At 66.1% G+C, this 13,618-nt stretch carries 10 protein-coding genes; 7 read left to right on the top strand and 3 right to left on the bottom strand.

What is annotated here, in order from left to right:
• Positions 1–6: 6 nt before the first annotated feature.
• From AAHS21_RS17335 to AAHS21_RS17325, 3 genes are read right to left on the bottom strand one after another with little or no spacing between them, the layout of a single operon-like run.
• Positions 7–2,883, bottom strand: coding sequence for an MMPL family transporter (locus AAHS21_RS17335; RefSeq protein ID WP_342928829.1), 2,877 nt, complete (start codon positions 2,881–2,883; stop codon positions 7–9).
• On the bottom strand, positions 2,880–3,308 hold the full coding sequence (locus AAHS21_RS17330; protein WP_342928828.1) for an MmpS family transport accessory protein: 429 nt from the start codon (positions 3,306–3,308) through the stop codon (positions 2,880–2,882). The genes AAHS21_RS17335 and AAHS21_RS17330 overlap by 4 nt, the downstream gene beginning before the upstream one ends.
• Positions 3,305–4,135 carry a hypothetical protein gene (locus AAHS21_RS17325; protein ID WP_342928827.1) on the bottom strand — a complete coding sequence of 277 codons (831 nt, stop codon included), beginning with the start codon at positions 4,133–4,135 and terminating at the stop codon, positions 3,305–3,307. Before AAHS21_RS17325 ends, AAHS21_RS17330 begins: the two co-directional genes overlap by 4 nt.
• 583 nt (positions 4,136–4,718) lie before the next feature.
• Here AAHS21_RS17325 and pyrR point away from each other — a divergent pair.
• Genes pyrR through pyrF form a run of 7 tightly spaced genes read left to right on the top strand, consistent with a single transcriptional unit; the run spans position 4,719 to position 13,360 of the window.
• Positions 4,719–5,291, top strand: coding sequence for a bifunctional pyr operon transcriptional regulator/uracil phosphoribosyltransferase PyrR (gene pyrR / locus AAHS21_RS17320; RefSeq protein WP_342928826.1), 573 nt, complete (start codon positions 4,719–4,721; stop codon positions 5,289–5,291).
• Positions 5,292–5,301: 10 nt separating this feature from the next.
• The gene (locus AAHS21_RS17315; protein WP_342928825.1) at positions 5,302–6,255 is read left to right on the top strand and encodes an aspartate carbamoyltransferase catalytic subunit; all 954 of its coding nucleotides are present in this window, start codon (positions 5,302–5,304) and stop codon (positions 6,253–6,255) included.
• Positions 6,252–7,544, top strand: coding sequence for a dihydroorotase (locus tag AAHS21_RS17310; protein WP_342928824.1), 1,293 nt, complete (start codon positions 6,252–6,254; stop codon positions 7,542–7,544). Before AAHS21_RS17315 ends, AAHS21_RS17310 begins: the two co-directional genes overlap by 4 nt.
• Positions 7,541–8,038 (top strand): transporter, encoded by a 498-nt coding sequence (locus AAHS21_RS17305; protein ID WP_342928823.1) that lies wholly within the window; start codon positions 7,541–7,543, stop codon positions 8,036–8,038. The genes AAHS21_RS17310 and AAHS21_RS17305 overlap by 4 nt, the downstream gene beginning before the upstream one ends.
• Positions 8,035–9,171: a glutamine-hydrolyzing carbamoyl-phosphate synthase small subunit gene (carA, locus tag AAHS21_RS17300; protein ID WP_342928822.1), complete on the top strand. Its 1,137-nt coding sequence runs from the start codon at positions 8,035–8,037 to the stop codon at positions 9,169–9,171. Before AAHS21_RS17305 ends, carA begins: the two co-directional genes overlap by 4 nt.
• Positions 9,171–12,536, top strand: coding sequence for a carbamoyl-phosphate synthase large subunit (carB, locus tag AAHS21_RS17295; protein WP_342928821.1), 3,366 nt, complete (start codon positions 9,171–9,173; stop codon positions 12,534–12,536). Before carA ends, carB begins: the two co-directional genes overlap by 1 nt.
• Complete coding sequence (gene pyrF / locus AAHS21_RS17290) at positions 12,533–13,360, top strand: orotidine-5'-phosphate decarboxylase (protein ID WP_342928820.1); 828 nt, start codon at positions 12,533–12,535, stop codon at positions 13,358–13,360. The genes carB and pyrF overlap by 4 nt, the downstream gene beginning before the upstream one ends.
• Positions 13,361–13,618 lie beyond the last annotated feature (258 nt).

The raw sequence follows: 13,618 nt of genomic DNA, 5'->3' as shown, positions 1-13,618 counted from the left end.
CGAGCATCATTCGGCGGTGGGTGCACTGGCCGCGTACTCGGCGGCCGGACGCCGATCGGCCGCGACTGGGCGAGCGGGCCGCGGCGCGGCGTGGGTGCGGACCTGGCGGGGCCACCAGAACCAGCGTCCCAGCAGTGTCGCCGCGGCCGGCATCATGAATGAGCGCACGATCAGGGTGTCGAACAACAACCCGATCATGATCGTGGTGCCGATTTGGCCGACAACGCGCAGATCACTGGTCCCCATCGCGCCCATCGTGAACGCGAACACCAGGCCGGCGGTGGTGACGACGCCGCCGGTGCTGCCCATCGACCGGATCATTCCCGTCTTGAGCCCGGCGCCGATTTCTTCCCGGAACCGCGCGGCCAGCAACAGGTTGTAGTCCGATCCGACGGCCAGCATCACGATGATGGCCATCGCGAGCACCAGCCAGTGCAGCGGCATGTGCAGCATGTGCTGCCAGATCAGCACCGACAGGCCGAACGACGAGCCCAACGAGATCGTGACCGTACCCACGATCACGGCGGAGGCGACCACACTTGCGGTGATCGCCAGCATGATCATGAAGATCAGACACAGTGACGCGATCGCCGCGATCATCAGGTCATACATGGACCCGTCGCGTTCGTCTTTGTCGGTGGACGCCGTGCCGGTCAGATAGATGTTGGCGGCCGCCAGGGGAGTGCCCTTCACGGCCTCGTCGGCGGCCTGCCGGATGCCGTCGATATGTGAAATGCCCTCGGCCGTCTCGGGATCGCCCTTGTGCGTGATGAAGAACCGCGCCGAGCTGCCATCGGGGGACAGGAACATGCTCAGACCCCGCTTGAAGTCCGGATTTTCGAACGCCTCGGGCGGAAGGTAGAAGAAGTCGTCGTTTTTGGCGCCGTCGAAGGCCTGTCCCATCACGGTCGTGTTGCGGGTCAGCGCGTCCATCTGGGTGATCAACCCCGAGAAGGTGCTGGTCGCGGTCTGAGCGAGATCCTTGACGGTCTGCATCGCCGCGATCAGCGGGGGCATCTGCGCCAGCATCTGCGGCATGATCCTGTCGAGTTGATCGGTGTTGACTGCCAGGTTGCCGACGTCTTCGCTAAGCCGGTCGATGCCGTCGACCCCGTCGAACAACGACCGCAGCGACCAGCACAGCGGAATGTCGAAACAGTGTCGCTCCCAATAGAAATAGCTTCGGACCGGCCGCCAGAAGTCTTCGAAATCGGAGAGGTGATCCCGCAATTCACCGGTGGTGTCCCGCATCCGCCTGGTGTCGCCTGCCATGCCGTGCGTCACGTTCGCCAGCTGCCGTGTCAGGTCCTGGATGTGCAACGAGACATCGATCATGTGTTGCAGCTCGTTGGTCATTCGGGACATGTCGGCCACCCGATTCCGCAGGTTCTTGAGGTTCTCGATCGTGACGGCACTTTGCGCGCTGATCTGGAACGGGATCGAGGCGTGGTCGATCGGCGAGCCCAGCGGCCGGGTAATGCCTTGCACCCGTGCGATACCCGGCGTGTGGAAAATGGTGCGGGCAATACGGTCCAGGACGAGCATGTCCGTCGGGTTGCGCAGGTCGTGATCGGCCTCGATCATCAGCAGCTCGGGCTCCATGCGGGCCGGCGCGAAGTGCCGGTCCGACGCCTGGAAGCCGATATTCGACGGGGTATCGGCCGGCAGGTAATAGCGCCCGTTGTAGCCGGTCTGGTAGCTCGGCAGGGCGATCAGACCGATCAGCGACACCAGGATCGAGGCGACGAGCACCGGGCCGGGCCACCGGACGACGATGGTACCGATCCGGCGCCAACGTCGGGTGCTCACAGTACGTTTGGGATCGAACGTTCCGAATCGGCTGGCGACGACGATGACGGCGGGCGCCAGGGTGAGCGAGGCAACGATCACCACCAGGACCGAGATCGAACACGGCCATCCGAGAGTGTTGAAGACCGGCAGCCGAGTGAAGCTCAGACAATACATCGCCCCCGCGACGGTCAACCCGGACCCCAGGATCACATGCGCCGTCCCGCGGAACATGTCGTAGTACGCGGCTTCTCGGTCCATGCCCGCAGTGCGGGCCTCCTGGTAGCGTCCAATCAGGAAGATGACGTAGTCCGTTGACGCTGCTATCGCAAGTGCCACAAGCACATTCACGGCGAACGTGGATAGGGCGATGACGTCGTTGTTGGCCAGGGTGGCGATGACGCCCTCGGCGGTGAGCAACTCAACACCCACCGTCAGCAGCACGAACAGCACGGTGGTCACCGAGCGATACGCGATGAACAGCATCAACGCGATCACGACCACGGTGATCAGGGTGATCTTTTCCAGGCTGCGGTCGCCGTAGGTGTGGGTATCGCCATTGAGCGGACCCGGTCCCGTCACGTAGGCCTTGATCCCGGGCGGTGGCGGCACGCTGTCCACGATGTGTTCGACGGCGACGACGGATTCGTTGGCCGCCGAGCTGCTTTGATCGCCGGTGAGGTACAGCTGGACATAGGCGGCTTTACCGTCGGCGCTCTGCGATCCCGCCGCGGTCAGGCTGTCACCCCAGAAGTTCTCCACATGCTCGACGTGAGCCCTGTCTTCGGAGAGTTTGGCGATCAGCGTGTCGTAAAAGCGATGCGCGCTGTCGCCCAGCTTGTCTCGGCCCTCCAGCAGCACCATTGCCGTGGTGTCGGAATTGAACTGCTGAAAATTCTTGCCGATGCGCTTCATCGCGATCAGCGACGGCGCGTCGTGGGCACTGTACGAGACGGCATGTGTTCCGGCGACTTCCGACAGCACTGGTGTGGCCGTGTTGAGCACGGCGCACAGCGCCACCCAAAACAGGATGATCGGCAGCGCCAGCCACCGGATGGTCCGGCCGGCCGCAACCCCCCGCGCACCGTCGCTCATGCGGATTTCACCAGGCAGCTGGTCGCAGCGTTGTGCGAACTCACCGTAAGCTCGTCGCGCACAACGCCATTGACGGTGATTCGGCATCCGAGACGGGCGCTGTCGCCTTGCGCCACAACATTGGCCACCACAGCACTGAGCGTGGTATCGATGCGCAGCGTCCATGGCACCGCTGCGTTTTCGACCTCCTGCGGCTGCGCGTCGGCATCCAGATAATGGATGCTCGCCGTCGCGCCTGGCGGGCCGAAGATCTCGTAGACGACGTGCTTGGGATTGAACGCGACGATCGCGTCTGCATTGCTCTTGCTTGAATCATGTTGATGTGAGCCGAAAACGCCGTGCAACCGGGAAACGATGATGGTACCGACCGCCATTACGACAACCATGACGATCGGTACCCAGATGCGTCGAAGAATGCCGGTCATGTGACCTTCACGGGGGTCACCGCACGCAGGGCCCGGGCGAATCCGCTGGCGAGATCCGCCATGTCGGCCCGCACCCAAACCAGCAGCGATTCACCTTGGGCGAAGCGGGGATTGAGGTCGAGATAGAAGCGCACATCGGGGTCGTGTTCGAGTCGCTGCAATCGCGAGGGGTCATGGGGCGCGGCCGACCGCACCACCCACGGGTTCTCGCTGACCTGCACGTAGTGCCTGCGCGGACTCAGTGCTCGCACCAGCGTCTCGACGTCGACCGGTGTCGGTCGCCTGCGGCTGGGGTAAATCGTCGGCATCGTCACTGCGAGCCGGCGGTAGGCCGCCGGGGTGCTGGCCCGGGTCAAGTAGGCCAGCGGTACGTGCGGTTCGCGCAGCCGGGCGCGGATGCCCTGGCCGAGGAAGAACAGCGAGGCCGATGGCCCGCCGCGATACTTCGATCGGAAGAATCCGCCGCCTCCCAGCACTGCGTGGGTGCGGCCGGCGTGCTCGATGCGGTCGATCGCGGCAAATGCAAAACCCGCGAGTTCGTCACGCGCCCCGTAGAAAAGCGCAAGGCGAACCCGGGCGGTGCCGAAGATCAGATCGTCGATTTCCTCGGGTGTGTGGCCGTGCAGGGTCTCGCTGTAGATGTTGTAGAGCTCGTCGGCCAGCGCACGACGGCGCGCGCTCTGCAGGCATTCCGATCGCAGGTATTCGCGCCGTGCGATGCGCTCGGCCGCGGGGGGAACGTCAGGAGTAGTGGTCTGCGCACAATCGATCGGGCCGAGCGATGCCGGGGGACACGACTCATTAGCACGCGAACTCGCGCTGCGCATGGAAACTCCTATTCGGATTTAATAAATGGCAGGCAAGTGCGGGGACTGCCCGCCTGCGCTAGAAATCTTTGCATTAGGGCGGAAGGTTTGCAACTGATAACTCTTGGTGAATTCACGCCGTCGCGTCAATGAAATCGACTGCGGAATCTGCTCATATCGGCTTTTGTCACGCCGCGCTCGCACATGCTTCGAAGCCGGGTAATGCCAGCTAAGCCTGGCGAATGACAGCGTGGCGGCCGGCCGTACGGCATCCTTGGACGCAATGATTAGCCCGCTTAAACTACTTGTCGATCATTGGTAACCGGGTATTCCGCTGGTATTGCCCTGAGTGGCTCCGAATTGTCACTATTATACGTAGATTCAACAGATTCGCTATTGATGTGAATTTCGCGATATCGCGATTATTCGGTGCAGCGCGGATAACCATTTTTGTTTCGGCGAGGTAGCGCGGTCATCACAGGCCGTCCTGCAGTACCGGGCGCGTCCCCTGTCGTCGGGCGAGTCGCGAAATGCTACGCTCCCCGACAGTCGACATCCTTTAACGATCCGTCCGGAGAGGCGGAGAAGGAGGTCAAGGTTTCGCATGAGTGCCGCGGGTGATTCCGCGTCCGGCCGCGAATTGATGTCGGCGGCCGACGTCGGTCGAACGATTTCCCGTATCGCCCACCAGATCATCGAAAAGACCGCACTGGATGGTCCCGACGCGCCACGCGTGGTGCTGCTGGGAATCCCGACCCGCGGGGTGAGCCTGGCCGCGCGGCTGGCCGCCAACATCGGTGAATTCTGCGGCGTCGACGTCGGTCATGGTGCCCTCGACATCACTTTGTACCGTGACGATTTGATGACCAAGCCGCCCCGGCCGCTGGAGGTCACCTCGATCCCGGCCGGTGGCATCGACGACGCATTGGTGATTCTGGTCGACGACGTGTTGTATTCCGGTCGCTCGGTGCGCTCCGCGCTGGACGCGCTGCGCGACGTCGGCAGGCCGCGAGCCGTGCAGCTGGCGGTGCTGGTCGACCGCGGCCATCGCGAGCTGCCGATACGCGCCGACTACGTGGGTAAGAACGTGCCGACCGCGCGCAACGAGAGCGTGCACGTCCAGCTGCGCGAGCACGACGGCCGCGACGGCGTCGTCATTGGGAGGGACTCCGAATGAAGCCAGAGTCATGACCAGACATCTGCTGGCCGCCGGCGACCTCAGCCGCGACGATGCCACCGCGATCCTGGACGACGCCGACCGGTTCGCACAGGCGCTGGTCGGGCGCGAGGTCAAGAAACTCCCCACCCTGCGCGGGCGCACCGTCGTCACGATGTTCTACGAGAACTCCACCCGCACCCGGGTGTCGTTCGAGGTGGCCGGGAAGTGGATGAGCGCCGACGTGATCAACGTCAGCTCGTCCGGGTCGTCGGTGAGCAAAGGGGAGTCGTTGCGCGACACCGCATTGACGCTGCACGCGGCCGGTGCCGACGCACTGATCATCCGGCACCCGGCCTCCGGTGCCGCGCACCTGCTGGCCGACTGGACCGCGCACTCCAACAGCGAACACGGTGGCCCGTCGGTGATCAACGCCGGCGACGGCACCCACGAACATCCGACACAGGCGCTGCTGGACGCGCTGACCATCCGCCAGCGGCTCGGCCAGATCGAGGGCCGGCGCGTGGTGATCGTCGGCGACATCCTGCACAGCCGGGTTGCGCGCTCCAACGTGATGCTGCTGGCCACGCTGGGCGCCGAGGTGGTGCTGGTGGCGCCGCCGACCCTGTTGCCGGTCGGTGTCGACGGCTGGCCGGCCACCGTCTCCTATGACTTCGACGCCGAGCTGCCCGCCGCCGACGCCGTGCTGATGCTGCGGGTACAGGCCGAGCGGATGAATGGCGGGTTCTTCCCGTCGGTGCGCGAATACTCGGTGCGCTATGGCCTTTCGGACCGGCGCCAGGCCATGCTGGGAAGCCACGCGGTGGTGCTGCACCCCGGCCCGATGGTGCGCGGCATGGAGATCGCGTCCTCGGTCGCGGACTCGTCGCAATCCGCGGTACTGCAACAGGTTTCCAACGGCGTGCACGTGCGGATGGCCGTGCTGTTCCATGTGCTGGTGGGGGCGGAGGACATCGCGGCATGAGTGTGCTGATCCGTGGGGTTCGGTTGTACGGGGAAGGCGACCGCGTCGACGTGCTGGTCGATGACGGTCAGATCGCCGACATCGGGCCGAAACTGCAGATCCCCGACACGGCCGACGTCATCGACGCTACGGATCACGTGCTGCTGCCGGGATTCGTCGACCTGCACACCCACCTGCGCGAGCCCGGCCGCGAATACGCCGAGGATATCGAAACAGGTTCAGCGGCAGCCGCTTTGGGCGGATACACGGCGGTGTTCGCGATGGCGAACACCACGCCGGTGGCCGACAGCCCGGTGGTCACCGATCACGTCTGGCATCGCGGCCAGCAAGTCGGCCTGGTGGACGTGCACCCCGTCGGCGCGGTCACCGTCGGGCTGGCCGGAGCAGAGCTCACCGAGATGGGCATGATGGCCGCGGGTATCGCACAGGTGCGGATGTTCTCCGACGACGGCAACTGCGTGCACGATCCGCTGATTATGCGTCGCGCCCTGGAATACGCCACCGGGCTGGGCGTGCTGATCGCCCAGCATGCCGAGGAGCCGCGGCTGACCGTCGGGGCGGTGGCGCACGAAGGGCCCGCGGCCGCCCGGCTCGGACTCGCGGGATGGCCCAGGGCCGCCGAGGAATCGATCGTCGCGCGTGACGCGCTGCTGGCCCGCGACGCCGGCGCTCGGGTGCACATCTGTCATGCCTCCACCGCTGGCACCGTCGAACTTCTGAAATGGGCTAAGGGCCAAGGTATTTCGATCACCGCCGAGGTGACACCGCATCACCTGCTGCTCGACGACACCCGGCTGGCCGGCTACGACGGGGTGAACCGGGTAAATCCGCCGCTGCGTGAGGCGTCCGACACGATCGCGTTGCGTCAAGCGCTGGCCGACGGGGTAATCGACTGTGTGGCCACCGATCATGCCCCGCACGCCGAACACGAGAAGTGTTGTGAGTTCTCCGCTGCCCGCCCCGGCATGCTCGGGCTGCAGACGGCGCTGTCGGTGGTGGTGCAGACGATGGTGGCGCCCGGGCTGCTCAGCTGGCGCGAGGTCGCCCGGGTGATGAGTGAAAACCCGGCGCGCATAGTCGGATTGCCCGATCACGGCCGGCCGCTGGAGGTGGGGGAGCCGGCCAACCTGACCGTGGTGGACCCCGATGCGACCTGGACGGTCACCGGTAGTGATCTGGCCAGTCGCTCCGCCAACACGCCTTACGAGTCGATGACCTTGCCCGCCACCGTGACGGCCACGTTGCTGCGCGGAAAGATCACCGCTCGGGATGGGAAGAGCCCGGCATGAACTCTGCAACGCTGGTGGGGTCGCTGATCTTCGCGGCAGTGCTGGTGGTGGTCATCGCGGTGGTCATCCAGCTGATGATGGTGGGCTGGCGCCGGCGGGCGCAGCGCCAGCAGGATCTGATCGGCACCCTGCCCGACATGCCCGACGAGGTGGGCGCGGCGAGCACCACACTGCGGGGCGTCTATGTCGGGTCGACGCTGGCCCCGGAACCCAATGAGCGGGTCACGGCCGGTGATCTCGGGTACCGCAGCAAGGCAGTGCTCAGCCGCTACCCCGAGGGCATCCTGCTGGAGCGCATCCGCGCCAATCCGATTTGGATTCCGCAGAACGCGATCTCGGAGGTGCGCACCGAACGCGTAATGGCCGGCAAGCTTGCCTCCCGGAGTGGGATCTTGGCCATCCGCTGGCGGCTGCCGTCGGGCGTCGAAATCGACACCGGGTTCCGGGCGGGCAATCGCGACGAATACGACGGGTGGCTGGAGGATGCAGCGTGACGGGTAAGGCGCAACTGGTACTCGAGGACGGTCGCGTCTTCACGGGTTGGCCGTTCGGCGAGATCGGCCAGACCCTCGGAGAGGCCGTGTTTTCCACGGGCATGTCGGGCTATCAGGAGACGCTGACCGACCCTAGCTATCACCGGCAAATCGTGGTGGCCACCGCGCCGCAGATCGGCAACACCGGGTGGAACGGCGAGGACGCCGAAAGCCGGGGCGACAAAATCTGGGTTGCCGGTTACGCGGTCCGCGACCCGTCGCCGCGCGCCTCCAACTGGCGTGCCACTTCGACTCTCGAGGACGAGCTGATCCGCCAGCACATCGTCGGGATCGCCGGCATCGACACCCGGGCGGTGGTGCGCCATCTGCGCAGCCGCGGCTCGATGAAGGCCGGGGTGTTCTCCGGTGACGCGCTGGCCGAGCCGGACGAGTTGCTGGCGCGGGTGCGCGACCAACAGTCGATGCTCGGCGCCGACCTCGCTGGCGAGGTCAGCACCCCGGGCGCCTACGTCGTAGAACCCGAAGGGCCGCAGCGATTTACGGTTGCCGCCCTAGACCTCGGAATCAAAACCAACACGCCACGCAACTTCGCCCGGCGCGGAATCCGCAGCCACGTGTTGCCGGCGTCGGCCACCTTCGCCCAGATCGCCGAGATCAAGCCGGACGGGGTGTTCTTGTCCAACGGTCCCGGTGATCCAGCTACCGCCGACCATGTCGTCGCGCTCACTCGCGAGGTGCTGAACGCCGGAATCCCGTTGTTCGGCATCTGTTTCGGCAATCAGATCCTGGGCCGGGCGCTCGGCCTGTCCACCTACAAAATGGTCTTCGGACACCGGGGCATCAACATCCCGGTCATCGACCACGCCACCGGGCGGGTCGCGGTGACCGCCCAAAACCACGGCTTCGCACTCGAGGGTGAGGCCGGCCAGCGGTTCGACACGCCGTTCGGCCAGGCGATCGTCAGCCACACCTGCGCAAACGACGGAGTAGTGGAGGGTGTCAAACTGCTTGATGGACGGGCATTTTCGGTGCAATACCATCCGGAGGCTGCCGCCGGTCCGCACGACGCGGAGTATCTCTTCGACCAGTTCGCCGAACTGATGGCTTACCAAGACAACGGAAGGGGCCGCTAGTGCCACGTCGCACCGACCTCAACCACGTGCTGGTGATCGGCTCCGGACCGATCGTCATCGGTCAAGCCTGCGAATTCGACTACTCGGGCACTCAGGCATGCCGGGTGCTGCGGGCCGAAGGCCTGCAGGTCAGCCTGGTGAACTCCAACCCGGCCACGATCATGACCGACCCGGAGTACGCCGACCACACCTACGTCGAACCCATCACCGCCGCCTTCGTGGAAAAGGTGATCGTCCAGCAGGCCGCGCGCGGCAACAAGATCGACGCCCTGCTGGCGACCCTGGGCGGGCAGACCGCGCTCAACACCGCGGTCGCGCTGTACGAGAACGGGGCGCTGGAGCGCCACGGCGTCGAGCTGATCGGTGCCGACTTCGACGCCATCCAGCGTGGCGAGGACCGGCAGATGTTCAAAGACATCGTCGCCAAGGTCGGCGGTGAATCCGCACGCAGCCGAGTGTGTTTCACGATGGACGAGGTCCGGGAGACGGTCGAGGAGCTCGGTCTGCCGGTCGTCGTGCGACCCAGCTTCACGATGGGCGGCCTGGGCTCAGGCATGGCGCGCTCGGTCGAGGAGGTCGATCGAATGGCCGGCGCCGGCCTGGCCGCCAGCCCCAGCGCCAACGTGTTGATCGAGGAATCGATTTACGGCTGGAAAGAATTCGAGCTCGAGCTGATGCGCGACGGCAACGACAACGTCGTCGTGGTGTGCTCGATCGAGAACGTCGACCCGATGGGTGTGCACACCGGGGACTCGGTGACCGTCGCGCCGGCCATGACGCTGACCGACCGGGAATACCAGCGGATGCGCGACCTGGGCATCGCGATCCTGCGTGAGGTCGGCGTCGACACCGGCGGCTGCAACATCCAGTTCGCGATCAACCCCGCCGATGGCCGGCTGATCGTCATCGAGATGAACCCGCGGGTATCCCGTTCCAGCGCACTGGCTTCCAAGGCCACCGGCTTCCCGATCGCCAAGATCGCCGCCAAGCTGGCCATCGGCTACACCCTCGGCGAGATCGTCAACGACATCACCAAGGAAACGCCCGCCTGCTTCGAGCCCACCCTGGACTATGTCGTGGTCAAGGCGCCGCGGTTCGCCTTCGAGAAGTTCCCGGGAGCCGACCCCACCTTGACCACCACGATGAAATCCGTCGGCGAGGCGATGTCGTTGGGCCGCAACTTCGTCGAGGCGCTCGGCAAGGTGATGCGCTCGCTGGAGACCGATCGGGCCGGCTTCTGGACCACCCCGGACCCCGACGGCGACGTCGAAGAGGTGTTGACCCGGCTGCAGACGCCGACCGAAGGCCGGCTGTATGACATCGAGCTGGCCTTGCGCCTTGGTTCTTCGGTGGAGCGGGTTGCCGAGGCCAGCGGGGTAGACCCGTGGTTCGTCGCGCAGATCGGCGAGCTGGTGGCGCTGCGCGCGGAGCTGGCAGCCGCCCCGGTGCTCGAATCCGATCTGCTGCGCCGCGCCAAGCACAGCGGGTTGTCAGACCGCCAGATCGCAGCGCTGCGACCGGAATTGGCCGGGGAGGGTGGCGTGCGCTCGCTGCGTGGGCGCCTTGGCATCCACCCGGTGTACAAGACGGTCGACACCTGCGCCGCCGAGTTCGAGGCCAAGACTCCCTATCACTACAGCAGCTACGAACTCGACCCCGCCGCCGAGACCGAGGTCACCCCGCAGACCGAAAAGCCCAAGGTGCTGATCCTCGGCTCGGGACCGAACCGGATCGGGCAGGGCATCGAGTTCGACTACAGCTGTGTGCACGCGGCAACCACGTTGAGCCAAGCCGGTTTTGAAACCGTGATGGTCAACTGCAACCCCGAGACGGTGTCCACCGACTACGACACCGCCGACCGGCTCTACTTCGAGCCCCTTACCTTCGAGGATGTCCTCGAGGTTTTTCGCGCCGAGGCGGAGTCGGCCAGCGGCGGTCCGGGCGTGGTGGGCGTCATCGTGCAACTCGGCGGTCAGACCCCGCTCGGGCTGGCTCAGCGGCTCGCCGATGCCGGTGTTCCGATCGTGGGCACCCCGCCGGAGGCCATCGACCTGGCCGAGGACCGCGGTGCCTTCGGCGACGTGCTGACGGCGGCCGGACTGCCGGCCCCGAAGTACGGCACCGCAACGACTTTCGCGCAGGCCCGCCGGATCGCCGACGAGATCGGTTACCCGGTGCTGGTGCGGCCGTCCTACGTGCTGGGCGGGCGCGGCATGGAGATCGTCTATGACGAGGAGACGCTGAAGAGCTACATCACCCGCGCCACCCAGTTGTCTCCCGAACACCCGGTGCTCGTCGACCGCTTCCTCGAGGACGCGGTCGAAATCGACGTCGACGCACTGTGTGACGGCTCCGAGGTGTACATCGGCGGCATCATGGAGCACATCGAGGAGGCCGGTATTCACTCCGGTGACTCGGCTTGCGCGCTGCCGCCGGTCACGCTGGGCCGCAGCGACATCGAGAAGGTCCGCCGGGCGACCGAAGCCATCGCGCACGGCATCGGTGTGGTCGGATTGCTCAACGTGCAGTACGCGCTCAAGGACGATGTGCTCTACGTCCTGGAGGCCAATCCGCGGGCCAGCCGTACCGTGCCGTTCGTGTCCAAGGCCACTGCGATCCCGCTGGCCAAAGCGTGTGCACGAATCATGTTGGGCACCACCATCTCCCAGCTTCGGGAAGAGGGATTGTTGGCTCCGACCGGGGACGGGGCCAACGCCGCCCAATATGCCCCGATCGCGGTCAAGGAGGCGGTGTTGCCGTTCCATCGGTTCCGCCGTGCCGACGGCTCGGCCATCGATTCGCTGCTGGGTCCGGAGATGAAATCCACCGGCGAGGTGATGGGCATCGACCGCGACTTCGGCAGCGCCTTCGCCAAGAGCCAGACCGCCGCCTACGGCTCGTTGCCGGCCGAAGGCACTATTTTCGTGTCGGTCGCGAACCGCGACAAGCGGTCGCTGGTGTTCCCCGTCAAGCGGCTGGCCGATCTGGGCTTCCGGGTGCTGGCTACCGAAGGGACCGCGGAGATGTTGCGCCGCAACGGAATTCCCTGTGACGAGGTGCGCAAGCACTTCGAACCACCGCAGCCGGGACGGCCCGAGATGTCGGCGGTCGACGCGATCAAGGCGGGTGAGGTCGACATGGTGATCAACACGCCGTACGGGAACTCCGGTCCGCGCATCGACGGATACGAAATCCGTTCCGTCGCAGTGTCGGTCAACATTCCCTGTGTGACGACCGTGCAGGGTGCGTCGGCCGCCGTGCAGGGCATCGAGGCCGGCATCCGCGGTGACATCGGGGTGCGTTCACTACAGGAGCTGCACAGCATGATCGGACTCGGCGGTGCAACCGAAAAGGACACTCGATGACCGGGTTTGGCGTCCGGCTGGCCGAGGCCAAGGCGCGCCGCGGGCCGTTGTGTCTGGGGATCGACCCGCACCCCGAGTTGCTGCGGGCCTGGGAACTGCCCGCCACCGCCGACGGTGTGGCCAAGTTCTGCGACATCTGTGTGGAGGCCTTTTCCGGCTTCGCCGTCGTCAAGCCGCAGGTGGCCTTCTTCGAGTCGTACGGCTCGGCCGGCTACGCGGTGCTGGAACGCACGATCGCCGCGCTGCGCTCGGCCGGGGTGCTGGTGCTGGCCGACGCCAAGCGCGGGGATATCGGCACCACGATGGCGGCCTACGCCGCGGCCTGGGCCGGCGATTCACCGCTGGCCGCCGATGCCGTGACCGCCTCGCCGTATCTGGGGTTCGGCTCGTTGCGCCCGCTGCTGGAAGCCGCCGCGGCGCACGACCGCGGGGTGTTCGTGGTGGCGGCGAGTTCCAACCCGGAGGGCGCGACCGTGCAGCGTGCCACCTTCGACGGCCGCACGGTGTCCCAACTGGTCATCGACCAGGCGGCGGTGGTCAACCGGTCGTCGAACCCGAACGAGCCCGGATACGTCGGCGTGGTTCTGGGCGCCACGGTTTTCGAGGCGCCCGACGTCAGCGCGCTGGGCGGGCCGGTGCTCGTTCCGGGCGTCGGTGTGCAGGGCGGCCGTCCTGAGGCCCTGGCGGGCCTGGGTGGGGCCGCTGCGGGCCAATTGCTGCCCGCGGTGGCACGCGAGGTGCTGCGCGCCGGACCGAGCGTCTCGGACCTGCGGGCGGCGGGCCAACGGATGCTGGACTCCGTCGCTTATCTCGGTGTGCAATAGCGCGTCGGCCGGCGCCCCGGTTAACAGCGTCGGAATCTTTCCCCACTGACTTCCGCCCGACTACCAGGTGTTTGTCCGCGCCGCGACACGCGCGACACGCCATGGCAAATCGTGATGCCCGGCACGAGGCCCTGCGGCTATCCGTCGGCGCCGATTACCACCCTCGGTCACCTGGCCGCCGATACCGTATCGCACGGGCATAAACCGCAGCTAGAGGCCATGATTTGGATGCTCGCGCCGGGGACCCGACGGCCGCCG

The sequence above is a fragment of the Mycobacterium sp. 050272 genome (genome assembly GCF_039023525.1).
GTDB lineage: Bacteria > Actinomycetota > Actinomycetes > Mycobacteriales > Mycobacteriaceae > Mycobacterium.
The sequence above is the reverse complement of the archived record's forward strand: the minus strand, read 5'-3'. Positions and strand labels throughout refer to the sequence as shown.